This window comes from Stenotrophomonas maltophilia group sp. P373 (genome assembly GCF_053295075.1).
In genome coordinates this window covers 1,610,873-1,637,870 of record NZ_CM129994.1, presented here as the reverse complement: position 1 = coordinate 1,637,870, position 26,998 = coordinate 1,610,873, and the positions used below count along the sequence as shown (strand labels likewise).

General features: G+C 66.9%; 30 protein-coding genes. 6 read left to right on the top strand and 24 right to left on the bottom strand.

Annotated elements, in window-relative coordinates:
* Positions 1–145: 145 nt before the first annotated feature.
* From ubiB to rlmE, 9 genes are all read right to left on the bottom strand, one after another.
* Positions 146–1,828, bottom strand: coding sequence for a 2-polyprenylphenol 6-hydroxylase (gene ubiB / locus ACSYHF_RS07605; protein WP_111128176.1), 1,683 nt, complete (start codon positions 1,826–1,828; stop codon positions 146–148).
* A gap of 34 nt (positions 1,829–1,862) precedes the next feature.
* The gene (locus ACSYHF_RS07600) at positions 1,863–2,357 is read right to left on the bottom strand and encodes a CinA family protein (RefSeq protein ID WP_005416043.1); all 495 of its coding nucleotides are present in this window, start codon (positions 2,355–2,357) and stop codon (positions 1,863–1,865) included.
* Positions 2,358–2,482: 125 nt separating this feature from the next.
* Positions 2,483–3,793: a ribosome rescue GTPase HflX gene (gene hflX / locus ACSYHF_RS07595; protein WP_005416042.1), complete on the bottom strand. Its 1,311-nt coding sequence runs from the start codon at positions 3,791–3,793 to the stop codon at positions 2,483–2,485.
* 14 nt (positions 3,794–3,807) lie between these two features.
* A complete protein-coding gene (gene hfq, locus ACSYHF_RS07590) occupies positions 3,808–4,083 on the bottom strand; it encodes an RNA chaperone Hfq (RefSeq protein ID WP_004152891.1) in 276 nt (91 codons plus the stop codon).
* A 96-nt stretch (positions 4,084–4,179) separates the two neighbouring features.
* Positions 4,180–5,133, bottom strand: a complete 954-nt coding sequence (gene miaA / locus ACSYHF_RS07585; protein ID WP_005416041.1) for a tRNA (adenosine(37)-N6)-dimethylallyltransferase MiaA — start codon at positions 5,131–5,133, stop codon at positions 4,180–4,182.
* Positions 5,133–6,029, bottom strand: a complete 897-nt coding sequence (gene folP / locus ACSYHF_RS07580) for a dihydropteroate synthase (protein WP_134956118.1) — start codon at positions 6,027–6,029, stop codon at positions 5,133–5,135. Before folP ends, miaA begins: the two co-directional genes overlap by 1 nt.
* A gap of 586 nt (positions 6,030–6,615) precedes the next feature.
* Positions 6,616–6,801: a hypothetical protein gene (locus tag ACSYHF_RS07575; RefSeq protein WP_065179301.1), complete on the bottom strand. Its 186-nt coding sequence runs from the start codon at positions 6,799–6,801 to the stop codon at positions 6,616–6,618.
* A gap of 102 nt (positions 6,802–6,903) precedes the next feature.
* Positions 6,904–8,838, bottom strand: a complete 1,935-nt coding sequence (ftsH, locus tag ACSYHF_RS07570) for an ATP-dependent zinc metalloprotease FtsH (protein WP_005416038.1) — start codon at positions 8,836–8,838, stop codon at positions 6,904–6,906.
* 69 nt (positions 8,839–8,907) lie between these two features.
* On the bottom strand, positions 8,908–9,540 hold the full coding sequence (gene rlmE / locus ACSYHF_RS07565) for a 23S rRNA (uridine(2552)-2'-O)-methyltransferase RlmE (RefSeq protein ID WP_005409014.1): 633 nt from the start codon (positions 9,538–9,540) through the stop codon (positions 8,908–8,910).
* Positions 9,541–9,605: 65 nt separating this feature from the next.
* Here rlmE and yhbY point away from each other — a divergent pair, with 65 nt between their 5' ends.
* Positions 9,606–9,911 (top strand): ribosome assembly RNA-binding protein YhbY, encoded by a 306-nt coding sequence (gene yhbY / locus ACSYHF_RS07560; protein WP_005416037.1) that lies wholly within the window; start codon positions 9,606–9,608, stop codon positions 9,909–9,911.
* Between the two features lie 13 nt (positions 9,912–9,924).
* Positions 9,925–10,299: an Mth938-like domain-containing protein gene (locus ACSYHF_RS07555; protein ID WP_005416036.1), complete on the top strand. Its 375-nt coding sequence runs from the start codon at positions 9,925–9,927 to the stop codon at positions 10,297–10,299.
* Between the two features lie 28 nt (positions 10,300–10,327).
* Here the strand turns inward: ACSYHF_RS07555 and ACSYHF_RS07550 are convergent, their stop codons facing one another.
* The 5 genes from ACSYHF_RS07550 to surE form a co-directional block, all read right to left on the bottom strand.
* Positions 10,328–10,816, bottom strand: a complete 489-nt coding sequence (locus tag ACSYHF_RS07550; protein WP_134956117.1) for a hypothetical protein — start codon at positions 10,814–10,816, stop codon at positions 10,328–10,330.
* A gap of 171 nt (positions 10,817–10,987) precedes the next feature.
* Positions 10,988–11,770, bottom strand: coding sequence for a peptidoglycan DD-metalloendopeptidase family protein (locus ACSYHF_RS07545; RefSeq protein WP_005416034.1), 783 nt, complete (start codon positions 11,768–11,770; stop codon positions 10,988–10,990).
* A complete protein-coding gene (locus ACSYHF_RS07540) occupies positions 11,767–12,381 on the bottom strand; it encodes a YqaA family protein (RefSeq protein WP_005416033.1) in 615 nt (204 codons plus the stop codon). Before ACSYHF_RS07540 ends, ACSYHF_RS07545 begins: the two co-directional genes overlap by 4 nt.
* A gap of 18 nt (positions 12,382–12,399) precedes the next feature.
* Positions 12,400–13,077, bottom strand: coding sequence for a protein-L-isoaspartate(D-aspartate) O-methyltransferase (locus ACSYHF_RS07535; protein ID WP_005416032.1), 678 nt, complete (start codon positions 13,075–13,077; stop codon positions 12,400–12,402).
* Entirely contained in the window at positions 13,074–13,853 is a 780-nt protein-coding gene (gene surE, locus ACSYHF_RS07530; RefSeq protein WP_005416031.1) for a 5'/3'-nucleotidase SurE, read from the bottom strand. The genes ACSYHF_RS07535 and surE overlap by 4 nt, the downstream gene beginning before the upstream one ends.
* 209 nt (positions 13,854–14,062) lie before the next feature.
* Here surE and ACSYHF_RS07525 point away from each other — a divergent pair, with 209 nt between their 5' ends.
* Positions 14,063–14,602 carry a Smr/MutS family protein gene (locus ACSYHF_RS07525; protein ID WP_005409007.1) on the top strand — a complete coding sequence of 180 codons (540 nt, stop codon included), beginning with the start codon at positions 14,063–14,065 and terminating at the stop codon, positions 14,600–14,602.
* A gap of 84 nt (positions 14,603–14,686) precedes the next feature.
* Here the strand turns inward: ACSYHF_RS07525 and truD are convergent, their stop codons facing one another.
* From truD to ACSYHF_RS07475, 10 genes are all read right to left on the bottom strand, one after another.
* Entirely contained in the window at positions 14,687–15,718 is a 1,032-nt protein-coding gene (truD, locus tag ACSYHF_RS07520) for a tRNA pseudouridine(13) synthase TruD (RefSeq protein WP_065179303.1), read from the bottom strand.
* Positions 15,715–16,212, bottom strand: coding sequence for a 2-C-methyl-D-erythritol 2,4-cyclodiphosphate synthase (gene ispF / locus ACSYHF_RS07515; RefSeq protein WP_005409005.1), 498 nt, complete (start codon positions 16,210–16,212; stop codon positions 15,715–15,717). The genes truD and ispF overlap by 4 nt, the downstream gene beginning before the upstream one ends.
* A gap of 34 nt (positions 16,213–16,246) precedes the next feature.
* Complete coding sequence (ispD, locus tag ACSYHF_RS07510; protein ID WP_005416029.1) at positions 16,247–16,945, bottom strand: 2-C-methyl-D-erythritol 4-phosphate cytidylyltransferase; 699 nt, start codon at positions 16,943–16,945, stop codon at positions 16,247–16,249.
* The gene (ftsB, locus tag ACSYHF_RS07505; RefSeq protein ID WP_005416028.1) at positions 16,942–17,295 is read right to left on the bottom strand and encodes a cell division protein FtsB; all 354 of its coding nucleotides are present in this window, start codon (positions 17,293–17,295) and stop codon (positions 16,942–16,944) included. The genes ispD and ftsB overlap by 4 nt, the downstream gene beginning before the upstream one ends.
* Positions 17,296–17,299: 4 nt before the next feature.
* Entirely contained in the window at positions 17,300–18,592 is a 1,293-nt protein-coding gene (eno, locus tag ACSYHF_RS07500) for a phosphopyruvate hydratase (protein ID WP_053500065.1), read from the bottom strand.
* A gap of 96 nt (positions 18,593–18,688) precedes the next feature.
* Positions 18,689–19,018: a hypothetical protein gene (locus ACSYHF_RS07495; protein WP_053500063.1), complete on the bottom strand. Its 330-nt coding sequence runs from the start codon at positions 19,016–19,018 to the stop codon at positions 18,689–18,691.
* A complete protein-coding gene (locus ACSYHF_RS07490) occupies positions 19,018–19,365 on the bottom strand; it encodes a hypothetical protein (protein WP_065179304.1) in 348 nt (115 codons plus the stop codon). Before ACSYHF_RS07490 ends, ACSYHF_RS07495 begins: the two co-directional genes overlap by 1 nt.
* Entirely contained in the window at positions 19,362–20,192 is an 831-nt protein-coding gene (gene kdsA, locus ACSYHF_RS07485; protein ID WP_005416024.1) for a 3-deoxy-8-phosphooctulonate synthase, read from the bottom strand. Before kdsA ends, ACSYHF_RS07490 begins: the two co-directional genes overlap by 4 nt.
* Before the next feature lie 89 nt (positions 20,193–20,281).
* Entirely contained in the window at positions 20,282–21,946 is a 1,665-nt protein-coding gene (locus ACSYHF_RS07480) for a CTP synthase (protein ID WP_005416023.1), read from the bottom strand.
* 400 nt (positions 21,947–22,346) lie between these two features.
* The gene (locus tag ACSYHF_RS07475; RefSeq protein WP_005416022.1) at positions 22,347–22,580 is read right to left on the bottom strand and encodes a hypothetical protein; all 234 of its coding nucleotides are present in this window, start codon (positions 22,578–22,580) and stop codon (positions 22,347–22,349) included.
* Positions 22,581–22,751: 171 nt separating this feature from the next.
* Here ACSYHF_RS07475 and parE point away from each other — a divergent pair, with 171 nt between their 5' ends.
* From parE to ACSYHF_RS07460, 3 genes are all read left to right on the top strand, one after another.
* Positions 22,752–24,641, top strand: a complete 1,890-nt coding sequence (parE, locus tag ACSYHF_RS07470) for a DNA topoisomerase IV subunit B (protein WP_005416021.1) — start codon at positions 22,752–22,754, stop codon at positions 24,639–24,641.
* 125 nt (positions 24,642–24,766) lie between these two features.
* The gene (locus tag ACSYHF_RS07465; protein ID WP_005416020.1) at positions 24,767–25,345 is read left to right on the top strand and encodes a GNAT family N-acetyltransferase; all 579 of its coding nucleotides are present in this window, start codon (positions 24,767–24,769) and stop codon (positions 25,343–25,345) included.
* Between the two features lie 110 nt (positions 25,346–25,455).
* Positions 25,456–26,952: a S10 family peptidase gene (locus tag ACSYHF_RS07460; RefSeq protein ID WP_032954081.1), complete on the top strand. Its 1,497-nt coding sequence runs from the start codon at positions 25,456–25,458 to the stop codon at positions 26,950–26,952.
* The last annotated feature ends 46 nt before the right edge of the window (positions 26,953–26,998 follow it).

Below are 26,998 nucleotides of genomic sequence, written 5' to 3'. Positions count from 1 at the left end.
GATCTGTAGTGCCGAGCCATGCTCGGCAGTTGGGCCAATGGCCGGGCGGCAAAGGCAAAAGCAAGAGCAGCCGACCAGCGGTCGGCCCTACAGGAATCGCGCAGCGATTCCACGGTTCCGATGGGGAACCGCTGCGGCAAGCACACTATGTGTGCTTGCCGCTCCTCCATATGGAGAACAGGATCCACACGCCGCAGAAGCCGGCGCCGATGAAACCGCACACGCCAAGTGCCAGCAGCCAGCGACTGGAGACCCCGCCAACGCTGTGCATCACGATCGAGGACCCGATGATCAGCGCGGCGGTGACGATACCCATCACCAGCCGGTTCGCTGCCCGATTCACCTGTTCGCCAAAGCCCTGCAGCGCAGTGGTTTCCACCTTCAGCTGGAGGCGGCCGCGGCGTGCCGCCTGGACCAGCTTGCGCAGGTCGCGCGGCAGTTCCCCGGCGAAGTCGACCAGGCCCAGCAGGCTGCGTCGGCCACGCTTGAGCAGCGCCTTGGGCGCATAGCGCTGCAGCACCACCCGTTCCAGGAACGGGCGCGCGGCACTGGCCATGTCGAAATCCGGGTCCAGCTGGCGCCCCATGCCTTCCAGGGTCAGGAAGGCCTTGATCATCAGCGCCAGATCGGCCGGCAGGGTCAGGCTGTAGCTGCGCAGCAGCTGGGTGATATCGCCCAGCATCAGGCCGATGCGCAGGTCCTTCAGCGGCACGCCGCGATACTGGTCGACGAACTGGCTGATGTCGTGCTGCAGGCGGTTCTCGTCCACTTCCACGCCGCCGGCCCAGTCCAGCAGCACATCGGCCACGCTCTGCGGGTCCTGCTCGACCAGCCCGTGCAGCAGCTGCGCGACCTGGAAGCGGCGCACTTCGGACAACGCGCCGACCATGCCGAAGTCAATCACGCCGATGCGGCCGTCACGCAGGTAGAAGATGTTGCCGGGGTGCGGGTCGGCGTGGAAGCAGCCGTCCTCCAGCACCATCTTGAGCACGATGCCGGCACCGCGCCGAGCCAGTTCGCGCCGGTCCAGGCCCGCCGCATCGACGCCGGCCAGGTCACGCCCGGGAATGCCGTCGACGAAGTCCTGCACATTCAGGCTTTCACAGGTCCACTGCCAGTGCACGCTGGGGATCAGGATGTCGTCACGGCCGTTGAAGTTGCGTGCGATGCGTTCGGCGTTGCGGCATTCGGCGGCGAAATCCAGCTCGCGTCGCAGCGACACGGTGAACTGCTGCACGACCTCGGCCGGACGATAGCGGCGCAGGTCCGGCAGCCGCGCCTCGACGATTTCGGCCAGGCGCGCCAGCAACCGCAGGTCGGCCTCGACCACGTCGCGGATACCCGGGCGCCGTACCTTCAGCACCACCTCGCGGCCGTCATGCAGGCGCGCGCGATGGGCCTGCGCCAGCGAGGCGGCGGCCATCGGGGTTTCATCGAGGAAGGCGAACACGTCTGCAGGCGAGGCGCCCAGGTCGGCCTCCAGCTGCTCGCGGATATCGGCGTACGGCAGCGCGGGCACCGCGTTCTGCAGCTCGGACAGTTCAGCGATCCATTCCGGCGGCAGCAGGTCGACGCGCGTCGCCAGCACCTGACCGAGCTTGACGAAGGTCGGGCCGAGATCCTGCATCGCGCTGCGTACGCGCACCGGCGCGGTCATCCGCAGCAGTTCCTGGCGATCCTCGTTCCAGTGCAGCAGGCGCCCAGCGCGCTCCAGCGTGGTGGCCAGGCCGATGCGCCGCACCACGTCACCGAAACCATAACGGATCAGGACAACCGCAATTTCCTGCAGTCGGCCCAGGTCACGGACCGTGCCCAGCGTTTCCCACATCATGCGTGCTCCGGACGATTACCGGAGCAGCATGTCACAGCTGGGCGTCGATGCCGCGCAATGCCGCCGCCACGGTTTGCCGGCGGATGGCTTCGCGGTCGCCCTCGAACTGGAACAGCTCGGCGCGGGCGTAGCCGCCGCGCCGCTTCCAGCCGATCCAGACGCTGCCGACCGGCTTGCCAGGGCTGCCGCCGCCGGGACCGGCGATGCCGGTCACTGCCACCGCGATGCCGGCCCCCGAGTTGACCAGCGCACCGGAAACCATTTCCAGCACGGTTTCGCGGCTGACTGCGCCAAATTGCTCCAGCGTCTGTGCGCGCACGCCGAGCAGGCGCTGCTTGGCTTCGTAGCTGTAGACCACCATGCCGCAGTCGAAGAATGCCGACGAACCTGCGATGTCGGTCATGCACTTTGCAATCCAGCCACCACTGCAGCTTTCAGCGGTCACCAGCTGCAGCGAGGCCTGCTCGAGGCGCTGCCCAAGCGCGGCGGACTGGATATTGAGTTCAGCGTCGGTGGGGATGGACATCGGCATGACGGTGGGGTGAAGAACCTGCACGTTGTACCGCAGATGACAGGCAGATGTCGCGCCCATCCGGGACGGTTGCGCTGCCGGCCGGCGGCCGGCACTCGCCGGCCCTGCCAGGTGCTACCTCACCACTCCGGCAGTTTCTCCGGCAGCAGCGCCCGGATCGGTGCGCCGTCGGCACTGGCGGCCAGCTTCTCGGCTTCGGCAATCGGCAAGTCGACATGCAGCAGCCAGCCTTCCTCATCAGCCTGCTCGCTGCGGATCACTTCCAGCTGGTGCAGGCGCGCGCGCAGGCGGCCGGCATCCGGCGGCAGGCGCAGTTCGCCGGTGACATGCTGCAGGCCCAGGCGCTTGCCCAGCACCGCCTGCAGCAGCTCCAGCCCCCGCCCGTCACGCGCGGAAATCCACACCCGCTCACGACGCGACTCATCCGGGATACCGTCCTGGCCATCGTGGCGCACGTCGGCACCGTCGATGCGGTCGATCTTGTTGAACACCAGCAATTGCGGCAGGTCGCCGGCACCGACTGCGGTCAGCACCTCGTCGACCTGGGCGATGCGCTCCTCGCGGTGCGGATCGGCAGCGTCGACCACATGCAGCAGGAAGTCGGCCTCGCGCGCCTCGGACAGGGTCGAGCGGAACGCCGCGACCAGATCATGCGGCAGATCGCGGACGAAACCGACGGTATCGGCCAGCACCACGTTGCCCCCCGGCACCGCGATGCGGCGCACGGTCGGATCCAGCGTTGCGAACAGTTGGTCGGCGGCATAGGCCTCAGCGCCGGTCATGGCGTTGAACAGGGTCGACTTGCCGGCGTTGGTGTAGCCCACCAGGGCCACGCGCGGCAGCTCGCTGCGCACACGCGCACGGCGCATCTGGGTGCGCTGCACTTCGACCTTTTCCAGGCGCTTCTGCAGCTGCTCCACCCGCTTCTGCAGCAGACGGCGGTCAGTTTCCAGCTGGGTTTCACCCGGTCCGCGCAGGCCGATCGAACCGCCGCGCTGGCGCTCCAGATGGGTCCAGCCGCGCACCAGCCGCGTAGCCAGGTGGCGCAGCTGTGCCAGTTCGACCTGCAGCTTGCCTTCGTGGCTGTGCGCACGCTGGGCGAAGATGTCCAGGATCAGGCCGGTGCGGTCGATCACCCGGCGCTCGAGGAAACGTTCCAGGTTGCGTTCCTGGCCCGGGCTCAATGCATGATTGACCAGGATCAGGTCGGCCCCGCTGGCGTCGGCCGCAGCCTTGATCTCGTCCAGCTTGCCGCTGCCGATCAGGGTCGACGGATTCGGACGGTCCAGGCGCGCAGTGATCGTCGCGGCGATGCTGGCCCCGGCCGAGCGGGCCAGATCACCGAATTCTTCGAGCACATCGTCTTCCAGCTTGCCGAAATGGGGCTGGATCAACAGGGCGTGTTCACCCTTTTTCGAGCGGTCAAACATTCACCGCTCCGGTGTTACTCGTCTGCTTCATCACCTGCCTGACCGCCTTCACCCGACTGCACGTAACCACCGCCCGGACCGACCTTCACGTTGCGTGCCGGAACGACGGTGGAAATGGCGTGCTTGTAGACCATCTGACTGACCGTGTTGCGCAGCAGGACCACGAACTGGTCGAACGACTCGATCGTGCCCTGCAGCTTGATGCCGTTCACCAGGTACACCGAAACCGGCACGCGTTCGCGCCGCAGTGCGTTCAAGAAAGGATCCTGCAGCGATTGCCCCTTGGACATTGCACACTCCTGATTATTGTTCTTATTGGGTTGCCGACGGTTGCCGCGGCCCCCGAGCCGCCCGCCGACCGATGATGTTACACGGCTGGCGGGGATTCAGCGTGCGACGAAGGTCGACACCGCGCTGGCCAGGCGCTCCCCATCAACATGGGGGTCGAACCAGCGCGCATCAAGCTCGCCGCGCAGCCAGGTCAGCTGGCGCTTGGCCAGTTGCCGGGTGGCGAAGATCGCCTTGTCACGGAAACGGGCGGCATCACCCTCCCCGTCCAGGTACTCCCAGGCCTGCCGATAGCCGACCGCACGCACTGCCGGCAGGTCCAGGGGCGCCTCCACGGCTGCCATTTCCGGCATCGCGCGCAATGCCCGCACCTCGTCGAGGAACCCCTGCCCCAGCATGGCGTCGAAGCGCGCCTCGATGCGCTGGTGCAGAACCGCACGGTCGCGTGGAGCGAGGATCAGTTTGAGGGTGCGCACCGGCAATGGCGCTACGCCCGGCCGGCGCTGCCATTCAGTAATGGGGATACCGGTCAGGCGATAGACCTCCAGCGCCCGCTGGATGCGTTGCGGATCGGTCGCATGGATGCGTGCGGCGGCGGCCGGGTCGACCTTGGCCAGCTCGGCGTGCAGTGCCGCCCAGCCACGCTCGGCCGCCTCGGCGCTGAGCGCTTCGCGCATTGCCGGGTCGGCCTCCGGCATCGGCGACAGGCCCTGCAGCAGCGCCCGGAAGTACAGGCCAGTGCCACCGGCCAGGATCGGCGTCCTGCCACGCGCCGCGATGTCGGCCACGACCCGCCCGGCATCGGCGGCGAACTCGGCCGCCGAGTAGGTCTGCCAGGGGTCACGCAGGTCCAGCAGATGGTGCGGCGCCTGCGCGCGCTCCGTCGCATCGGGCTTGGCCGAACCGATGTCCAGGTGGCGGTACACCAGTGCCGAGTCGACGCTGACGATTTCCCCATCCAGCTGCCGTGCCAGGGCGATCGCAGTGGCGGTCTTGCCACTGGCGGTCGGCCCCATCACGGCGATCGCCAGTGGCCGCCGATCGATACCCATCAGTCTTCGTCCGGCCAGCGGATCGTCGGCGCAGCGTCGGCGCGCGGCGTCGGTACGGCTTGCACCGCCTGCCAGATCTTCAGCGCATCAACTGTGGCCGCCACGTCATGCACGCGTACGATGCGCGCGCCACGCTGGACCGCGATCAGGTGCGCGGCCACCGAGGCCGCTACCCGCTCGGACGGCGTATCGCGACCTGTCAGTTCACCGAGACTGCGCTTGCGCGACAGGCCGGCCAGCATCGGCACGCCCAGTTCCAGAAAGCGCTCCGAACGCGCCAGCAGGGTCATGTTGTAGCCGGTGGTCTTGCCGAAGCCGAAACCGAGGTCGATCAGCAGGTTCTTCCTCGCGATGCCTGCCATCTCGGCAGCGAACAGGCGCTGCACCAGGAAGCCGTGCACCTCGCCGACCACATCGTCGTAGTGCGGATCGGCCTGCATGTGGCCCGGTTCGCCCTGCATGTGCATCAGCACCACCGGCACGCCGGTTTCCGCAGCGGCCTCGAGCGCACCCTCCTGGCGCAGGCCGAAGATGTCGTTGATCATGCCGGCGCCAGCGGCCACGGCCGCGCGCATCACTTCCGGCTTGAAGGTGTCGATGCTGATCGGCACGTGGGTCCGGGCCGCCAGCTGCTCGATCACCGGAATCACCCGGCCCAGCTCCTCCTCGACCGATACCGGCGTGGCGCCCGGGCGGGTCGATTCGCCGCCGATATCGAGAAGGTCCGCGCCCTCCTCGACCAGCTTCAGGCCATGAGCGATTGCGGCCTCGGTGGTGTCGTGCGCGCCGCCATCGGAAAACGAGTCCGGGGTGACGTTGACGATGCCCATGACCTGGGCACGGTCGAGGCGCAGGATGCGGCCGGCGCAATCGAGCTGGGGCGAGGTATCGAACATCGGTAATCCTGCTGGAACAACGGCGGGTAGTTTAGTTCGGCAGGGCGGCGCCCTGCACCCGCCGAGGCAACGGCCACAGCAAAAGCCCAAGCAACAGCAGAAGCTGGTTTCCTGAGGGTAGGCGGGGTGGGTCCGGCTGCGGGAGACGCCGTGAACCCGTCCATGGGGGCTTGGCCGCGGCATCCATGCCGCGGACACTCCCGCAACCGGACCCACCCCGCCTTCGACAGTCTTCCGCGATCTTCAGTAGATCCACGCCATGCGTGGATGCTCTTCGTCAATTCTCGAGAAATTCGAATTCAATGGAGATTGATCAACGCATGGCGTGGATCTACCGTGTCGACCAAGGTCGACACCCACCAACAGCAGCAGAAATCTGTCAGAGGTGGGGCGGTGTCGGAGGGCGGGGTGTCAGCCGCATGGATGCGGCTGCCAAGCCCCCATGGACGGGTTCACGGCGTCCCCGCCCTCCGACACCGCCCCGCCAAACCACGGAATGTTGCTGTTGCTGTTGCTGTTGCTGCTGAGGTTGCCGGCCAGCGGCCGGCACTACCGCGGGTGCAGGGCGCAGCCCTGCCGATACCCCTCAACGGCGGCGACGCTTGCGGTCCACGTACAGGGTCCTGGCGATGCTCAGCACGATGCCGACCGCGATACCCACCACGCAGCCCAACAGCAGATTGTCGGCTCCGAGGCCCACACCCACGCCGACCACGGTGGCGATGACCATTTCGACGGTGTGGGAAATCGGTTCGGGCTTCGGGGCAGACATGCGGGCTCCAGCGTCAGTTCGGTTCTTCGGAATGGGCCGGTAGCCCGGAAACGACGAAGCCGGGTTGCCCCGGCCTCGTCTGGTGTCACGCGCAGCGGGCCGTCAGTGCGATTCGGCCGGGCCCGCGATCGGCGGCAGCGGGCGGGCGTCGCCGCCCTTGTCGTTGCCACCATCCTTGTTCGACTTGCTCCAGCCGGCCGGCGGCGGCGGATCGCGGCCTTCCATGATGGCGTCGATCTGCGGCGCGTCGATCGTCTCGTACTGCAGCAGCAGCTGGGACATCGCGTGCAACTTGTCCAGGTTGGCCGTCATCAGCTCGGTAGTGCGCGCGTAGGCTTCGTCGAGGATCTTGCGCACCTCCTCATCGATGCGACGCGCGGTGTCGTTGGACACGCTCTTGTGCTGGGTGACCGAACGGCCCAGGAACACCTCGTCATCCTCTTCGCCATAGGCGATCGGGCCGAGCTGGTCGGACAGGCCCCACTTGGTGACCATGTTGCGGGCCATCTTGGTGGCGCGTTCGATGTCGTTGGAAGCGCCCGTGGTGACCTTGTCGGCACCGAAGATCAGCTCCTCGGCCACACGACCACCGTACAGCGAGCACAGCTGCGACTTGATCGCCACGCGGTTCATCGAATACTTGTCGCCCTCCGGCAGGTACATGGTCACGCCCAGCGCACGGCCGCGCGGGATGATCGTGACCTTGTAGACCGGGTCGTGCTCGGGCACCAGGCGGCCGACAATGGCGTGGCCGGCTTCGTGGTAGGCGGTCAGGGTCTTCTCTTCTTCGCTCATGGCCATCGAGCGGCGCTCGGCACCCATCAGGATCTTGTCGCGGGCACGGTCGAAGTGGTCCATGCGGACTTCCTTCTCGTTGCCACGCGCGGCGAACAGGGCCGCCTCGTTGCACAGGTTGGCCAGATCAGCACCGGAGAAGCCCGGGGTACCCCGCGCGATCACCATCGGCTCGACATCGTCGGCGAGCGGCAGCTTGCGCATGTGGACCTTCAGGATGTGCTCGCGACCCTTCACGTCCGGCAGGCCAACCACGACCTGGCGGTCGAAGCGACCCGGGCGCAGCAGCGCCGGGTCCAGCACGTCCGGACGGTTGGTGGCGGCGATCACGATCACGCCTTCACCGCCCTCGAAACCGTCCATTTCGACCAGCAGCTGGTTCAGGGTCTGCTCGCGCTCGTCATGGCCACCGCCCAGGCCGGCGCCACGGTGGCGACCGACGGCGTCGATTTCGTCGATGAAGATGATGCACGGGGCATGCTTCTTGGCCTGCTCGAACATGTCGCGCACGCGGCTGGCGCCGACGCCGACGAACATTTCCACGAAGTCCGAACCGGAGATCGAGAAGAACGGCACCTTGGCTTCGCCGGCGATGGCCTTGGCCAGCAGCGTCTTGCCGGTACCCGGCGGGCCCACCATCAGCACGCCGCGCGGAATCTTGCCACCCAGCTTGGTGAACTTGGACGGGTCGCGCAGGAAGTCGACCAGCTCGCCCACTTCTTCCTTGGCCTCGTCGCAGCCGGCGACGTCGGCGAAGGTGACCTTGATCTGGTCCTCGCCCTGCAGCTTGGCGCGCGACTTGCCGAAGGACATCGCGCCCTTGGCACCGCCGCCACCGCCCTGCATCTGGCGCATGATGAACAACCAGAAGCCGATGATCAGGATGACCGGCAGAAAATTCATCAGGATCGCGCCGAGGGAGATGCCGCTGGACGGCTCCTCCTGCACGATCTCCACGTTCTTGGTGCGCAGCACGTTGATCAGGTCGCGATCGAACGGTGCGGTGATGGTGGATGTCTGCCCGCCGCGGGTGGTGTAGGTCAGCTGGCTGGTGCCGCCGCGCATGTCGCCGCCAAAGGCGACCTTCTGCACGTTGCCGCTGTCCACCTGGTCCAGGAACTGCGAGTACGACGCACCCTGCGCGCCGGCTCCGGAGGACTTCGGCGAGAAGCTCTGGAAGACCACCATCAGCACGACGGCGACGACCACCCATAGCAGGAGGTTCTTGGTCAAGTCGTTCATCCTCATTGGCTCCGGTGTTCCTCTCAGTGCTGGCGTTGCGTGGGGGTCGAACTTGCGTACATTGCGAGCTTACTTCATGTGGGCGCGTTTTCCCTGACCCAAGGCGTACACCTCGGGAGAGCGCTTGCGCGAGGCTTCCGGCTTGCGGATGGAGACCTTGTCGTACCGGCGGCGCATGTCGCGCACGTAGTCGTCAAAGCCCTCGCCCTGGAACAGCTTGATCAGGAATGCCCCACCGGTCTTCAGGTGGTTGTCGGCAAAATCCAGGGCCAGCTCCGCCAGGTGCATCATCCGCGGCTGGTCGACCGCGCCCACACCACTCTTATTGGGGGCCATGTCCGACAGCACAAGGTCTACCGGCTGATCCCCGAGCATGGCTTCAAACTGCGATAGGACCGCTTCTTCCCTGAAGTCACCATGAAGGAACTCCACGCCGGCCAGCGGCGGCATGTCCAGGATGTCCAGGGCCAGCACGCGGCCGGTGTCGCCGATCTGTCTCCTAACCTGCTGAGACCAGCCACCCGGCGCCGCGCCGAGGTCGACCACCACCATGTGCGGCTTCAGCAGCCGGTCACGTTCAAGCAGCTCTTCGAGCTTGTAGGCGGCGCGCGAGCGCATGCCTTCGGCCTGCGCCTTCTTCACGAAGGGGTCGGAGAAGTGTTCCTTGAGCCAGCGCTGGCTGCTTTTGCTGCGGGTAGCCATTGAAAATAGGGGCTGATGGGGTCCTCATGATACCCTGATCGCCCCATTCAACCGTGTTTTCCTGCATGTCCATCGCCCTGACCGCTTCCCAGACCCGTTTCCTGCGCGGCCAAGCCCACGACCTGAAGGCCCTGCTGCAGACCGGCGGCAAGGGTGTGACCCCGGCCTTCATCGCTGAGCTGAACGAAGTGCTGGAGCGCCACGAACTGGTCAAGGTGAAGGTCGCTGCCGAGGATCGCGACGCCCGTGACGTGATGATCGGCGAGATCGTCGAAGCCACCGAGAGCGCTCTGGTGCAGCGCATCGGCCACGTCGCCGTGCTGTACCGCCCGAGCAGGGAACAGCGCCAGATCGTGCTGCCGCGCGGCTGATCGCCCTACCGTCATGCAGCTGAACCACGAACCGCCCGACTACGCCTACAGCCTGCGCGCCGCCGATGGCCGCTCGGCCAAGGTCAATGACCAGGTGCTGGACGGGAGCTTCTTCCTGACCCCGGACCAGCTGGTCGCGCATTGGCCGGTGGCGAGCGCCGCTGCGTTGCAGCTGGCGGACCTGGAGCCGATCCTGGCGCTGAACCCGGCGCTGATCGTGCTGGGTACCGGTGACCGCCAGGTGTTCCCATCGGCGGTGGTGATGGCCGCCTGCCTGTCACGCGGCATCGGCCTGGAAGTGATGAACAATCCAGCCGCCGCACGCACCTTCAACATCCTGGCAGGCGAAGGCCGCAAGGTCGCGGCTGCTTTCATTCTGGAAGGCTGAGTTCTCGAGTCACCGGTGCCTCCGGCCTCTAGCGGCCTGGAGGCGCGCAGCGGAATGCCGAGAACTCCTGGAGCCGGCCGATCAGGTGGCCGCCCTGCCCCCAGCGGATATCCATGACCTTCCAGTCCCGGTCCTGCCGCTGCAGCAGGACCCGGTCGGTCCATCGATAGTCGCCCACTGCCATGTCGACGCGGATCCAGGTCGCGTCACCCCTCGATTCGGGCATTCCCACCGCGACCGTGTCCGGTCGGTCCGGCGCCAGCAGATAAAGGCTCTGGTCGAGCATGTGCGGCTTCTCGTCGTGCGCGGCCAGCGCGGTACAGGCCCGCTCGTAAGCATGCTGCGCATCGACCGCCGAGCGCAGGGCATCGCCCAGCAACGGCGGGACGGCCGCTTCATCTGAAGCCGGCGCCTGGACTACGGCGTAAAGACGGGTGACCACGTCGCGCGGATCGCTGGCCGCGGTGACCAGCGGCGCGACGATCAGCAAGGCGAGAACGGAAGCAGGACGCAGCATGGGGTACCGGGTCGACTGGGACCGCTCAAGAATGCCGGGTATCCGGTCCGCCGTGAAGGTGAGCCTGCGGCACACAGGATCGCAAACGACCGCTCCGCAGTCGCTGAGTCGAGCACGGCTCTACAGGTCAGGAACGCCAGGCATGGCCCGGCACTCCCTGTTCCAACCGCGTCAACGTGCCGGCAGGTACTGCTGCGGATCGACCGGCTTGCCGTTGTAGCGAATCTCGAAGTGGACCATGTCGCGGTTCGCACCGGTGCGGCCCATTTCGGCGATCTGCTCGCCAGCCTTCACGCTCTGCCCTTCATTGACCAGGCGCTTGCGGTTGTGACCATAGGCGGACAGCCACTGGTCGCTGTGCTTGATGATGATCAGTTCGCCGTAGCCGACCAGGCCGGCACCGGAGTACACCACCACACCGTTGGCGGTTGCCTTGACCGGCTGGCCGCTGGTGCCGGCGATGTCGACGCCCTGCTTGGTCGCGTCACCGGCAACGTAGCGGCCGACGATCGCGCCATCGGCTGGCCAGCGCCAGGCGATGTTGCTCTTCACCGGCCCGACCGGCGCCGGGGCCGGCGCGGTGCTGCCGCCACTGCTGCCAGCCGAACGCGGCGGGGTGACCACCGTGGTCGGCGCACGGCCGCTGGTGGCCCCCTGCGGATACAGGCGGATCACCTGGCCGGGGTAGATGGTCGACGGGTTGTCCAGACGATTCCAGGCAATCAGGTCGGCCGGGGTGATGTCATGGATGCGGGCCAGCGCATAGATGGTGTCGCCCTTGCGCACCACCACGGTCTGCCCGGGCTTGGGTACCGAGGTCTTCGGCGTGGTCACGCCGCCAGCGTTGCCGCCGCCCGGGCGGACCACGGTGGCGGTACCGCAGGCGGCCAGTGTGGAAACCAGCAACGCCAGCGCGCCGATGCGCACTCCCTTGCTCAGACGATCAGGATTCATGCGAACTTCGACCTCCATACAAGCCAGGCGATCAGCACCACCACCAGCACGGTGGCGATCCAGCCCAGCGGTTCAATCCAGCGACGCAGCGCCGCTTCGGCACGCGCACCACCGATACGGATGACCGCGGCCAGCACGAACACGCGCTTGCCACGACCGATCAACATGCTCAACAGGTACTGCGGCATCGGTACGCCGACGATACCCGATGCCCACGTGAAGACCTTCATCGGGATCGGCATGAAGCCGCCCAGCACCAGGAAGGTGAACACCGCCCACGGCGATTCGGCCATCTTCGCCTGCACGGTGGTGATGCCCTGCTCGATCGCCGGAAGCATGCCCAGCGCCTCGAACACCGGCTTGATCGCCTCGAAAGCGTAATGACCCAGCGCGTAACCAACCAGCGCGCCGACCATCGAGCCCGCCAGGCTGAGGGTGGCGAACCACCAGCCACGCTTGGGCTGGGCCACGCACATCGGTGCCAGCATCACTTCCGGCATCACCGGGAAGATGATCGCTTCAAAGAAACTCAGTACCGTCAGGTAGGTCGGCGCGCGTTCGTGCGCCGCCCACTTCATCGCCCGCTCGTACAGCGGCCCGAAAATCTTCATGCAACCCTGCTCCGTGGATTAGTCGAGCATGCCAGACAGCAGCGGCACGAACGTGACCGGCGCCAGCACGCGTTGTTCGATGCTGCCATCGGGCTTGCGGTCCAGCTGCACCAGCGACTGTCCGCCCGGGCCACCCACCGGCGCCACCAGGCGCCCCCCTTCAGCCAGCTGCCCGACCAGTTCATCGACCAGTGCGGGCGCGGCGGCGGTGACCACGATGGCATCGAACGGACCGTGCTCGGCCCATCCGGCGCGACCGTCGTCATGCTTGGTGCGGATGTTCATGCCCAGTGCGCGGAAGCGCTTGCGTGCCTGCCGCAACAGGTCACCGATACGCTCCACGGTGTAGACCTCCAGGCCCAGCGCGCCCAGGATGGCGGCCTGGTAGCCCGAGCCGGTGCCGACTTCCAGTACGCGCTTCGGCGCGACCTGGAGCACCGCCTCGGTCATCCGGGCGACCACCCAGGGCTGCGAGATGGTCTGGCCATGGCCGATCGGCAGCGCGGTGTCCTCATAGGCACGCGAGGCCAGTGCTTCATCGATGAACAGATGGCGCGGCACAACCCGGATTGCGTTCAAGGTGGACTCGTCGACGATGCCAGCTTCGCGCAGGCGATCGACCAGACGGTCACGCACGCGCTGCGAGGTCATGCCGATGCCGACAGCTTCCGGCTGCAGTCGCAGGCGTGGACTCATGCCGGCCGGTCCAGCGCGGCGCTGAGGCCACCCACCCAGCTGGCCACTTTCTCCAGCGCCTGGTAGCGGGTCAGGTCCACCTGGATCGGGGTGATCGAGATGTGGCCGGTGCGCACCGCGTGGAAGTCGGTGCCCGGGCCGGAGTCCTGCTCGCGCCCGGCCGGGCCGATCCAGTACACCTCGTTGCCGCGCGGATCCTTCTGCGCGATGCAGCCTTCGGCACGATGGCGGTTGCCAAGGCGGGTGACCTCGAAGCCCTTGACCTCGCTCCAGGGCAGATCCGGCACGTTGACGTTGAGGATGGTGTCGGCCGGCAGCGGATCGGCCTTGAGCCGGGCCACGATCTCCACTGCGGCGCGCGCGGCGGTGTCGAAGTGCTTCGGATCGTGGTTGCGGGTAACCAGCGAGACCGCCACCGCCGGCAGGCCGAGGAAGCGGCCTTCCATCGCCGCCGAGACGGTGCCGGAATAGATCACGTCGTCGCCGAGGTTGGCGGCGTTGTTGATGCCTGACACGACGATGTCCGGCTCGAATTCAAGCAGGCCGGTCAGCGCCAGGTGCACGCAGTCGGTCGGCGTGCCAGCCACCGAGACGGTGTAATGGTCGATGCGCTTGAGCCGGATCGGCAGGTCCAGGGTCAGCGAGTTGCTGGCACCGGAGCGATCGCGGTCGGGCGCGACCACCGTGACTTCGTGTCCGGCCTCGCGCAGGACCGAAGCAAGCATCCGGATGCCTGCGGCGTCGACACCATCGTCATTACTGACCAGGATTCGCATCTTCGATTTAACCGCTTGATTTTCCAAGAATTCGATTCCGTCACCGTGCAGTGTGGGCGGGACCGTCGTACTCCCCTGCGGAAGCCGTCGACCCTGCAAGGGCATCGTCTATTGTGCCGCATGCGAGCCGCCGGTCCTACCCTGCCGGCGGTCACGGCCGACATCGAACCGTCATAGGCAGACCCGCGCCGGCGGTTTACCCTGTGCGCATGTCGCACCCTGAAGACGAAGATCCGGCCGCGCTGTTCCGTGCGGCCATCGGTGAAGTGACGCCGCTGCGCAAGGATGCCGAACCGGCGCCTGCTGCACCCCGGCCGAAGCCGCGCGCACGCATGGCCGAACGCGACGAGGCCGAAGCCGCGGGCGAGTTTGCGCGGCTGCTGCGCGACAGTACGCCGCTGGAAGCGGGCGACGTGGCCAGCTACCGCCGCGACAACCTGCCACCGCGCCTGTTCCAGCGTCTCAAGCGCGGCCAGTATTCGGTACAGGATGAGCTGGACCTGCACGGCGCCACCGCCGCGCAGGCGGAAACCCTACTGCGCCAGTTCCTGCTGGAAGCGCATGCACACGAGTATGGCTGCGTGCGCATCATCCACGGCAAGGGCCTGCAGTCCGATGGCGGTGCACCGGTGCTGAAGAACCTGGTCGATCGCCTGCTGCGGCTGCGCAACGACGTGCTGGCGTTTCATTCGGCGCCGACCGGGCAAGGCGGCACCGGCGCGGTGCTGGTGTTGCTGGCGCGGCGTTGACAAAAAGGGGACGGAGGGAATTAAGTCGTTTGTGGCACAAACGACTTAATTCCCTCCGTCCCCTTTTTTCGTCCCCTTCTTCTGTCAGGCCTGCGCGGCGTCTTCGACGGGGCCGAGTTCGTGCAGCACGGCAGTGGCGTAGCAGCCCGGCGGCAACGCGAACGAGAGTTCCAGTACATCACTGGCCAGCCATTGATGCTGCAGCAATGCCGGGCGCAGGCGCAGCGCGCGGCGCTCCTGCTTCAGCCGTGCGTCTTCCAGGCCAGCGCGCAGCGCCTTCGATTCCTCGTCGTCCAGCGCGGCCAGCTCCAGCTCACGTGCAGCGTCGGCGCTGCGCAGCTCGCCTTCGCCCCACAGCGGCGCGCTGGGATGGATGTCGAAACGCGCCAAGCGCTCGGCCAGCACGTCGGTGTAGGGTTCGGGGCCGAACACGCTGCGGCTGCCATCGAGCATCCACACTTCACCGTCCAGCGGTTGATCCCAGTTGCCCTGCTCCACGCGCGCGGCGAGCACACGATTGAACAGCGCCGAGCGGGCGGCTGACAGCAGCAGCGAACGCTGGTCCTTGCGCATGCGGCGGCCACCGAACATCGCCAATGCGGCAGGCACGTTGCCGCCGTCGCGGCCGAAGCGCTGCTCGCCAAACCAGTTCGGCAGGCCGCGCCCGGCGATCTGCTGCAGGCGCTCGCTGATCGCCGCAGCATCGCCCTGCACCTCGCGCAGCACCAGCCTGAAGCGGTTGCCGGCCAGTGCACCACGCTGCAGCTTGCGGTTGTGCCAGGTCGCTTCGAGCACTTCGATCTCATCACTGGCCAGCTCGGCCAGATCCGGCGCGACGCGCTTGGGCAGGTGCACGCTGAAACGCTGGGTGGTGACCGCATGCCGATCCTTCATGCCGGCGTAGCTCACCGCCATTTCCGGCAGGCCCGCCCACTTGGCCAGCAGCTTGGCCACATGCACGGTGTTGGCGCCGCGCTTGCGGATGTGCAGCAACAGGTGCTCGCCTTCACCGGTGGCCTCGAAGGCCGGCAGTTCATCCACCTGGAAATCGTCCGGCGTGGTGCGGATGCGCGCCGTCAACAGCGGCGCACCAAACGCCAACGGCAGCGGGATCATGCCGCCACCAGCAACACGACCGCCTGCGCGGCGATGCCTTCGCCGCGGCCGGTGAAGCCCAGCTTCTCCGAGGTGGTCGCCTTGACGCTGACCGCGTCCAGCGGCAGCTGCAGCAGCCCACCAATGCGCTCACGCATGGCCAGCGCATGCGGGCCAACCTTCGGCCGCTCGCAGATCACGGTGATGTCGGTGTTGCCAACGCGCCAGCCACGCTCGCGCAGCAGGCTGTCGCAATGGCGCACGAAATCGCTGCTGTCGGCGCCCTTCCAGCGATCATCGCTCGGCGGGAAATGCTGGCCGATATCGCCCAGCGCCAGCGCACCGAGCATGGCATCGCACAGGGCGTGCAGGATCACGTCGCCGTCGCTGTGCGCCAGCACGCCGCAGCTGTGCGGCACGTTCACTCCGCCGAGCATGATGTGATCGCCTTCACCGAAGGCATGGACGTCGTAGCCCTGGCCGATACGGACGGGCGGGAACGGTGCGGTGCTCATGGATGCAGCCCTTGCAGCAGGGCCGCGCGGGCAGTCAGCCGGCGCGGCGGGAAAGTACGAATTCGAACCGGTCCAGATCGGCCGGGGTGGTGACCTTGAAGTTGTCCTCGCTGCCTTCCACCAGCAGCGGGCGCTGGCCCTGGCGCTCCATGGCCATGGCCTCGTCGGTGACTTCAACACCGGCAGCGGCGGCGTCAGACAGCGCGCGGCTGAGCTGGTGGCGGCGGAACAGCTGTGGTGTCAGCGCACGCCACAGCCGCTCGCGCGGTTCGGTGCCATCGATGCCACCGTCGTCGCCCGCACGTTTGAGGGTGTCGCGCACCGGTGCGGCCAGGATCGCCCCGACCGGATCGGCACGCCCGACTTCAAGCAGGCGGCCAAGATCGGCCAGCGACAGGTTGGGTCGCGCGGCGTCGTGGACCAGCACGAATTCGTCGGCGCGCACCGAGTCCGGCAGTGCCTGCAGCCCGGCCAGCACCGAGGCGGCACGGGTCGCGCCACCGATGCAGGTCAGTACCGGTTTGCCGGCCCATTCGCTCCAGCCCGGCCAGTCGCCATCGTCCTGGCCGATCACCACCATTGCGCCGGCCACGGCCGGATGCGCCAGCAGCGCGTCCAGGGTATGGGCGAGCAGGATCTGCCCGCCCGCCTGCAGGTACTGCTTGGGCAGCGGCGCACCAAAGCGGGCGCCACGGCCGGCAGCCGGAACCACCACCCAGATCGCCGCGCTCATGGCACGTCCGCCGGGTGATCGCCGGCCTGGACAGTGACGCCTGCAGCGGGCTGCGCCGGACGGACCGGCGCATCCTCGACCACGCGGTAGAACTTCTCGCCGGGCTTGATCATGCCCAGCTCGCTGCGCGCGCGTTCCTCGATGGCGGACTGGCCTTCCTTGAGGTCCTTCACTTCGGCGGCCAGCGCGTCGTTGCGCTGCTGCAGGCCCTCATTGTCCCGCTCCTGGTTGGCGACCTGGGCTTCGAGCATCATCACTTCACCCGAATTGCCCGGACCGAACCAGAAGCGGTACTGCAGCCAGCCCAGCAACAGGGCCAGCACCAGCAGCATCCAGCGCCAGTCGCGCATCGGCTCAGCGCTTCAGCGAAACGAACGCGTCACGACCAGCGTAACGCGCGCCGGCGCCGAGGGCTTCCTCGATGCGCAGCAGCTGGTTGTACTTGGCCACGCGATCGCTGCGGCACAGCGAGCCGGTCTTGATCTGGGTGGCGGTAGTGGCCACCGCGATATCGGCGATGGTGGTGTCTTCGGTTTCGCCCGAGCGGTGCGAGACCACGGCGGCATAGCCGGCGCGGTCGGCCATGGCGATCGCTTCCAGGGTTTCGCTGAGGGTGCCGATCTGGTTGACCTTGATCAGGATCGCGTTGGCGGTGCCCGAGTCGATGCCTTCCTGGAAGATCTTCGGGTTGGTCACGAACAGGTCGTCACCGACCAGCTGCACCTTCTTGCCGATGCGGTCGGTCAGCAGCTTCCAGCCCGCCCAGTCGTTCTCGGCCAGGCCGTCTTCGATCGTGATGATCGGGTACTGCGCGGCCCAGTCGGCGAGGAAGTCGACGAACTGTTCGGAGGTCAGGCGCTTGTTCTCGCCGACCAGGTTGTACTTGCCGTTCTCGAAGAATTCGCTGGAGGCCACGTCCAGGCCCAGCAGCACGTCTTCACCGGCGGTGTAGCCGGCCTTGCCGATCGCTTCGAGGATGGTGTCCAGCGCTTCGACGTTGCTGCGGAAGTCCGGCGCGAAGCCGCCTTCGTCGCCCACCGCCGTGCTCAGGCCGTGGCCCTTCAGCACCGACTTCAGCGAATGGAAGATTTCGGTACCGGCGCGCAATGCTTCGGAGAACGAGGTGAAGCCGACCGGCAGCACCATGAACTCCTGGAAGTCGACGTTGTTGTCGGCATGCGCGCCGCCGTTGATGATGTTCATCATCGGCACCGGCAGCGACGGGGTCACGCCGGTCCGGGCAGCCAGGTACTGCCACAGCGCCTGCTTGCTGGATGCGGCGGCGGCGTGCGCGGCGGCCATCGAAACACCCAGCAGTGCGTTGGCGCCCAGCCGACCCTTGTTCTCGGTGCCGTCCAGATCGATCAGGCGACGGTCGAGGCCGGCCTGGTCGGTGGCTTCAAACCCCTTCAGCGCGGCGGCAATCGTGGTGTTGACGTTGTCAACGGCCTTGCGCACGCCCTTGCCCAGGTAACGGGTCTTGTCGCCGTCACGCAGCTCGACCGCTTCCTTGGTGCCGGTCGAGGCGCCTGAGGGAACCGCGGCGCGACCGAACGAACCGTCCTCCAGGATGACTTCGGCTTCCAGCGTGGGATTGCCACGACTGTCGAGGATTTCACGGGCGTGGATGCTGCGGATCGTACTCATGGTCGGGCCGGTTACCTGTCTGGAGAGGGGGCGACAAAACGAATGCCGCGTGATTATCCCCGGCTGCCCGCCACTTGCCAAATGGCGTGGCCTGCATCAGCCCCAGCTCGACCCGATCACGATAAGGACCAGCGAGACCAGCATCACCAGCAATGCACCGGCAATCGCCGCAAGGATGGGGCCACGCCGCCGTCGCCAGGCCAACACCATCGCCACCGGGCTGCCGAGAAAGCACAGCACCATCGTGACCAGCGCGCCCAGCATCCACCACTGCGTGGCCTGCACGCCATTGTTTCCGTCCCCGGGCGGCCGGAAGCCGGCGGTGAAGGCCAGCACGCCCACCACCAGGGCCATCCAGGTCAACACGGACAGCGCCAGCGCGATCAGGCCCCAGGGCCAGCCGCGCGCCGATGGGGTCGTATTCATCAACGCCATCCGTAGAACAGGGTGCCGATCCACAGAGAAAGCAGGATGATCGCCAGCCCTGCCGGTACCTTGCCACGGTTCAATCGCCAGGCCAGCACAGCCGAAGCGACGCACCCTGCGCTGGCCAGCAGCTCTCCGACCACAAGCGCAATGAAATACGCCCGAAGATCGAGCGCGCTGCCGCCATCACCCGGTGGGCGCACTGACGCGGCGCCGATCAGCACCAGGCAGAACAAGCCCACGGTGAACACCGCGGACAGCCCCAGCGCGATCAGGCCCCACGGCCACTGTCTCCAGTGCCGGCGGCGGCGCTGGGTTTCCAGCGCCACCCACGGGTCACGACTCACGCGAAGCGCGAAAAGCCGTGCTTCTTGGTCACCGCGTCGAGTTCCATCAGGGTCTCGAGCAGGGCCTCCATCTGGTCCAGCGGCCACGCGTTGGGACCATCGGACAGCGCCTTTGACGGATCCGGATGGGTTTCGGCGAACAGGCCGGAGATGCCCACCGCCACCGCGGCACGGGCCAGCACCGGCACGTGCTCGCGCTGGCCGCCTGAGCTGGTGCCCTGCCCGCCCGGCAACTGCACCGAGTGGGTGGCGTCGAACACCACCGGGCAACCGGTCTCGCGCATCACCGCCAGCGAACGCATGTCGCTGACCAGGTTGTTGTAGCCGAAGCTGGCACCGCGCTCGCAGACCATGATCTGCTCGTTGCCGGTGGCCTTGGCCTTCTCCACGACCGGCTTCATGTCCCACGGCGCCAGGAACTGGCCCTTCTTGATGTTGACCGGCTTGCCGGCCGAGCACACCTTGCGGATGAAGTCGGTCTGGCGGACCAGGAACGCCGGGGTCTGCAGCACGTCCACCACCGAGGCCACTTCGTCCATCGGGGTGTATTCGTGGACGTCGGTCAGCACCGGCACGCCGATCTGCTTCTTCACTTCGGCCAGCACCTTCAGGCCCTCTTCCATGCCCGGGCCGCGGAACGCGGTGCCCGAGGTGCGGTTGGCCTTGTCGAAGCTGGACTTGAAGATGAAGTTGACGCCGAGCCTGTCGGTGATCTCCTTCAGCTTGCCGGCGGTATCGAGCTGCAGCTGCATCGACTCGATCACGCAGGGGCCGGCGATCAGGAACAGGGGCTGGTCCAGCCCGACCTCGAATCCACACAGTTTCATGGCGTTTCCTTGTTGTCCGCAGCACCGGACGGGCCGGTGCGCTGGGGGTTGAAGCATGCAGGATGGGGGCCGAAGCCCCCATTCACAAGTCAGGCGCGCGCTTCGGAAAGCAGCTTGCCGCCGGCCTTGCGCTCGCGCGCGGCACGGATGAAACCAATGAACAGCGGGTGTCCGTCACGCGGCGTGGACAGGAATTCCGGATGCGCCTGGCAGGCCAGGAACCACGGATGCGCGTCGCGCGGCAGCTCGACCACTTCCACCAGGGTGTCGTCCATCGACTTGCCGGCGATCACCAGGCCCGCATCTTCCAACTGGGTGCGGTAGCGGTTGTTGAACTCGTAGCGGTGGCGGTGGCGCTCGGCGACCACGTCCTTGCCGTACAGCTCGCGGGCCAGCGTGCCCGGCTTCAGGCGCTGCTCCTGCAGGCCCAGGCGCATGGTGCCACCCAGGTCGCTCTTGTCGTCACGCTTCTCGACATCGCCGCTGGCGGTGCGCCATTCGGTGATCAGGCCGATCACCGGGTTCGGCGACTGGCGGTCGTTCTCGGTGCTGTTGGCGCCTTCCAGGCCGACCACGTTGCGCGCGTAATCGACGACGGCCGCCTGCATGCCGTAGCAGATGCCGAAATACGGAACCTGCTGCTCGCGGGCGAACTTCGAGGTCAGCACCTTGCCTTCGAAACCACGGTCACCGAAGCCACCCGGCACCAGGATGCCGTCGACATCGGCCAGCGCGGCCATGTCGGTGCCTTCCAGGTCCTGTGCTTCCAGCCACTTCAGGTTGACCTTGGTGCGCTGGCGCAGGCCGCCGTGCTTGAGTGCTTCGCCGACCGACTTGTAGGCGTCCTGGTGGTCGACGTACTTGCCGACCACGGCGATGGTCACTTCATCCAGCGGATGCAGGGTCGCGTCGACCGCGTCCTCCCACATCGACAGGTCGACCGGACCGGCCTTGTCGGCCAGCTTCAGCTGGTTGACCACGATTTCGTCCAGGCCCTGTGCATGCAGGCCAGACGGGATGCGGTACAGCACGTCCACGTCCGGCACGCTGATCACCGCACGCTCGGAAACGTTGGTGAACTGGGCGATCTTGCGGCGCTCCGAATCCGGCACCGCCTGCTCGGAGCGGCACAGCAGCACGTCCGGCTGGATGCCGATCGAGCGCAGCTCCTTCACCGAGTGCTGGGTCGGCTTGGTCTTCAGCTCGCCGGCGGCGCCGATGTACGGCACCAGGGTGAGGTGCATGAACAGCGCCTTCTCCGGGCCACGCTCGGTGCGCACCTGGCGGATCGCCTCCAGGAACGGCAGCGACTCGATGTCGCCGACGGTGCCGCCGATCTCGACCAGGGCCACGTCATAGCCTTCGGTGGCTTCGTCGATGCAGCGACGGATCTCGTCGGTGATGTGCGGAATGACCTGCACGGTCGCGCCCAGGTAGTCGCCGCGGCGCTCCTTGCGGATCACGTTCTCGTAGATGCGGCCGGTGGTGACCGAGTTCTTGCGGCTGAGGCGGGTGCGCACGAAGCGCTCGTAGTGGCCCAGGTCGAGGTCGGTCTCGGCGCCGTCGTCGGTGACATAGACCTCACCGTGCTGGAACGGACTCATGGTGCCCGGGTCGACGTTGATGTACGGGTCGAGCTTCATCATCGTGACCTTCAGGCCACGGGCTTCGAGAATGGCGGCCAGCGACGCGGCGGCAATGCCTTTGCCGAGCGAGGACACCACGCCGCCGGTTACGAAAATCAAGGGAGTCATGGCTGCAAGCATCCTGTCTGGAAATGGAAAACGGCAGCACCACGCGCACCCGGAGGGCGGGCATGGTGCTCAGAGGGGGTCTTCCGGTTCGCTGTGGCAGCGAGGGAGGTGCGGATCCGTGCGGCGGCAGGCGCCGGACGGGAACCATCGTGCGAGGTCGGGGCGGCCGTGCCGGTCAAATCGACCGTCACCTGCGACCCGCCATGCTGGAAGCCACGCTTGGCCGCTCCAGCCCATTCGCAAAGGGTGGACACGCACTTACTCCCGGAAAGCCATAGTTTACAGATTGATGGCCGCCAACCCAAGGGGCTTGTGCGGCCGATCCAACAAAAAACGCCCCGCTGGGCGGGGCGTTCCGGTGCGCAACCCTTGTCGCAAGGGCGCCTGGCAGGTTGCGGGATCAGCGCTTCTTGCGCGCTTCCTCTTCCTCTTCCTGCTGCGGGGCCGGCTGGCCCTGCGCCTTCATTTCGGCATTGGCCTGGGCCCGACGCTTGGCCTTGGCATCGGCCTCGGCCTGCGCCTTGTCGGCCTGGTCACCCTGCTGCGGGGCCGGCTGGCCGGCGTTCTGCGCCACCACCAGCGGCACTGCAACGGCGGCAGCGGCCAGGATCGCAATGGTCAGCAACTTCTTCATGAGGTCCTCCTCGCGGTATGGCTTGGACGTTCAGACCCAACGGGGCCGCCGGCGTTCAGATTCCAGCGAGGGCTATTTTACCTCCTCTGCGCCGCCGAGACTGAACCGCAGGCGTGCAAATTCCCGTGCCAGACCCCACACTTGCCCGTCGCTCCAAGCTTTCGAAGACAGATGAACGCCCGCTATAACGCCGCCGATATTGAAGTCCTGTCCGGCCTTGACCCGGTCAAGCGCCGTCCCGGCATGTATACCGACACCGCGCGCCCGAACCACCTGGCGCAGGAAGTGATCGACAACTCGGTGGACGAAGCCCTCGCCGGTCACGCCCGTTCGATCGAGATCACCCTGTACAAGGACGGCAGCGTGGAGGTCAGCGATGACGGCCGCGGCATGCCAGTGGACATTCATCCGGAGGAGAAGATCCCGGGTGTCGAGCTGATCCTCACGCGCCTGCACGCAGGCGGCAAGTTCAGCAACAACAACTACACCTTCTCCGGCGGCCTGCACGGCGTCGGCGTCAGCGTCGTCAATGCGCTGTCGACCCTGGTGGAAGTGCACATCAAGCGCGACGGCGCCGAACACCGCATCACTTTCCGCAACGGCGACCGTGCCACGCCGCTGGAAGTGGTCGGCAGCGTCGGCAAGAAGAACACCGGTACCCGCGTGCGCTTCTGGCCGGACCCGAAGTACTTCGATACGCCGAAGTTCGCGGTGCGCGCGCTCAAGCACCTGCTGCGCGCCAAGGCCGTGCTGTGCCCGGGCCTGACCGTGAAGCTGACCGATGAAGCCACCGGTGAAGTCGATACCTGGTACTACGAAGACGGCCTGCGCGATTACCTGAAGCTGGAGCTGGGCGAGCGCGAATCGCTGCCGGCCGACCTGTTCGTCGGCAACCTGAAGAAGGACACCGAGGTAGTTGACTGGGCCGTGGCCTGGCTGCCGGAAGGCGAGCTGGTGCAGGAAAGCTACGTCAACCTGATTCCCACCGCGCAGCACGGCACCCATGTCAACGGCCTGCGCACCGGCCTGACAGAAGCGCTGCGCGAGTTCTGCGACTTCCGCAACCTGCTGCCGCGTGGCGTCAAGCTGGCCCCGGAAGACGTGTGGGACCGCGTGTCGTTCGTGCTGTCGCTGAAGATGACCGACCCACAGTTCAGCGGCCAGACGAAGGAGCGCCTGTCCTCGCGCCAGGCCGCCGGTTTCGTCGAAGGTGCCGCCCATGATGCGTTCAGCCTGCTGCTGAACCAGAACGTGGAACTGGGCGAGAAGATCGCGCAGATCGCCATCGAGCGTGCCAGCGCGCGCCTGAAGACCGAGAAGCTGGTCGTCCGCAAGAAGATCACCCAGGGCCCGGCCCTGCCCGGCAAGTTGGCAGACTGCATCAGCCAAGACCTGTCGCGCACCGAGCTGTTCCTGGTGGAAGGTGACTCGGCAGGCGGCAGCGCCAAGCAGGCCCGCGACAAGGATTTCCAGGCGATCATGCCGCTGCGTGGCAAGATCCTGAACACCTGGGAAGTCTCGTCCAACAGCGTGCTGGCCTCGGAGGAAGTACACAACCTGGCCATCGCCATCGGCTGCGACCCCGGCAAGGACGACATCAGCGGCCTGCGCTACGGCAAGGTGATCATCCTGGCCGACGCGGACTCCGACGGCCTGCACATCGCAACGCTGCTGACCGCGCTGTTCCTGAAGCACTTCCCGGCACTGGTCGATGCCGGCCATGTGTTCGTGGCGATGCCGCCGCTGTTCCGCATCGATGTGGGCAAGCAGGTGTTCTATGCCCTCGATGAGGAAGAAAAGCGCTCGATGCTGGACAAGATCGAGCGCGAGAAGATCAAGGGTGCCATCAACGTCACCCGCTTCAAGGGCCTGGGCGAGATGAACCCGCCACAGCTGCGCGAGTCGACCATCCACCCGGATACGCGCCGCCTGGTCCAGCTGACCGTGGACGATGGCGAGCAGACCCGCTCGCTGATGGACATGCTGCTGGCCAAGAAGCGCGCGTCCGACCGCAAGGGCTGGCTGGAGTCGAAGGGCGACCTGGCTTCGCTGGAAGTCTGATCCCTCGCGGGGTCGGATCCGTTTCCCGCCGGGAAAGGGATCCGACCCATCCGCCCCGGGCATGCCGCCCCCATCGGCAAACCCGGCGGCGCCATAATGCGCGTCCATCCGCGTGGACCACCGTATTGGCCAGCCACTCGCTGCTGTTCCCCGACCTGCCGCTGCACAGCGCACGGCTGGTCCTGAGCCCGATCCGCCGTGACGACGCCGCCGCGCTGTTCGCGCTGCAGTCCAATCCCGACGTGATGCGCTGGTGGAATCATCCGGCCTGGACGCGACAGGCCGAGGCGCGCGAACAGATCGACGATGATCTCGCCGCCCATGCCATCGGTACCCAGCTGAAGCTGGCCGTGCGCGAATCACTGGAAGGTCCACTGCTGGGCATCTGCGTGGTGTTTGCAGTGGACCGCACTGCAGCCCGCGCCGAGATCGGCTACCTGCTGGCACCGGACCGCCAGGGCCAGGGCTACATGCACGAGGCCCTGCAGCAGGTACTGGCCTACCTGTTCGGCACCCTCCACCTGCATCGCGTGGAAGCCGAGATCGACCCGCGCAACGCACCCTCCGCGCACGTACTCGAACGCCTGGGCTTCCGCCGCGAGGGAGTGCTGCGCCAGCGCTGGCGCATCCAGGGGGAACTGGCCGACTCGGCCGTCTACGGCCTGCTGGCCGATGACGACGCGGCAGCCACCCTGCCCGCTTGACCCAATCTGGCCAGTAGCGGGCTCAACGCACGGCCATGCCTTTGGACACATACGACATGGGCCGCCACCGGCCTAGCATCGCAATCCCCTTCCGCTGCCCACCCGGTGCCATGAAGTCCCTGTTGCACACTGCCGCGCTCTGCGTCGGCCTGCTCATCGCCCCAGCCAGCGTGCTGGCCGCGCCTGATGCCGACGCCAAGCCCGATCCGAAGGACGACAAGACCGAGGCACCTGCGTTGCCCGCAGACGCCTCGGCCCGCCAGAGCATGCGCCTGGCCGGCCGCACCCTGGACTACACCGCCACCGTCGGCACCCTGCCGGTACGCGATGCCAAGGGCAAGGTGATCGCCGACGTGGTGTTTACCGCCTACACGATGCCGGGCAAGGACCGGCCGGTGACCTTCGCGCTTAATGGCGGCCCCGGGGCATCGTCGGTCTACCTCAACATGGGCGCGATCGGGCCCAAGGTGGTGACCTTCGGCTCCGAGGGTGACAGCGCGTCGGCGCCGGCGACGCTGCACGACAACCCCGGCACCTGGCTGGACTTCACCGATCTGGTGTTCATTGATCCGGTCGGGACCGGCTTCAGCCGCGCGCGCATCGGCGACGACGAAGCGAAGAAGGCGCTGTACAACCCCAGCGCCGACATCGAATACCTGTCACGCTCGATCTACGACTGGCTGCTGCGCAACCAGCGCATGGCGTCGCGCAAGTACCTGACCGGCGAGAGCTACGGCGGCTACCGCGGCCCACGCATCACCCACTACCTGCAGACCCGGCTGGGTGTTGCGATGAACGGCCTGGTACTGGTCTCGCCGTACCTGAGCCCGACCCTGGAAGACAACGCCGATGTCTCGCCGATGGCGTGGATGCAGACCCTGCCGTCGATCGCCGCCGCGCACCTGGAGCGCCAGGGCAAGCTGACCGATGCAGCGATGCGCGAAGTAGTGGAATACACCCGTGGCGACTACGCCACCGCGTTGATGAAGGGCCGCAGCGATCCGCAGGCGACCGAGGCAATGCTGCGCCGGGTGACCGAACTGACCGGGCTGGACCCGCAGTTCGTGCGCCGTGCCGGTGGTCGGCTGGAAACCCAGGCCTACCTGCGTGAAGTGTTCCGCGACAAGGGCACGCTGGGCAGCCGCTACGATTCCAACGTAACCGCGTTCGATCCATTCCCGAACGATCCGGAGCAGCGCGCCAACGATCCGCTGCTGGACAGCATCATCGCGCCGACCACCACGGCGATGGTCGACTTCGTGACGCGCGTGGTCGGCTGGAAGGTGGATGCGCGGTACCAGGCGCTGAACTACGACGTGAACCGGCTGTGGGACCGCAATGGCGAGCTGCGCGATGGCGCGGTGACCCAGCTGCGCCAGGCCGTGGCGATCGACCCGCACCTGCAGGTGCTGATCGTGCATGGCTGGAACGACCTGTCGTGCCCGTTCATGGGTTCGATCCTGACCGTGGACCAGATGCCGACGATGGGCAGCAATCCGGACCGGGTGCAGGTGCGCAGTTATCCGGGCGGGCACATGTTCTACAGCCGGGCCGACAGCCAGGCGGCGTTCCGCAGGGATGTGCAGGCGCTGTTCCAACGCAATTGAGGAGGGTCGGCCGGGACTGCGGCCCGGCACCCGCCGGATCAACGGC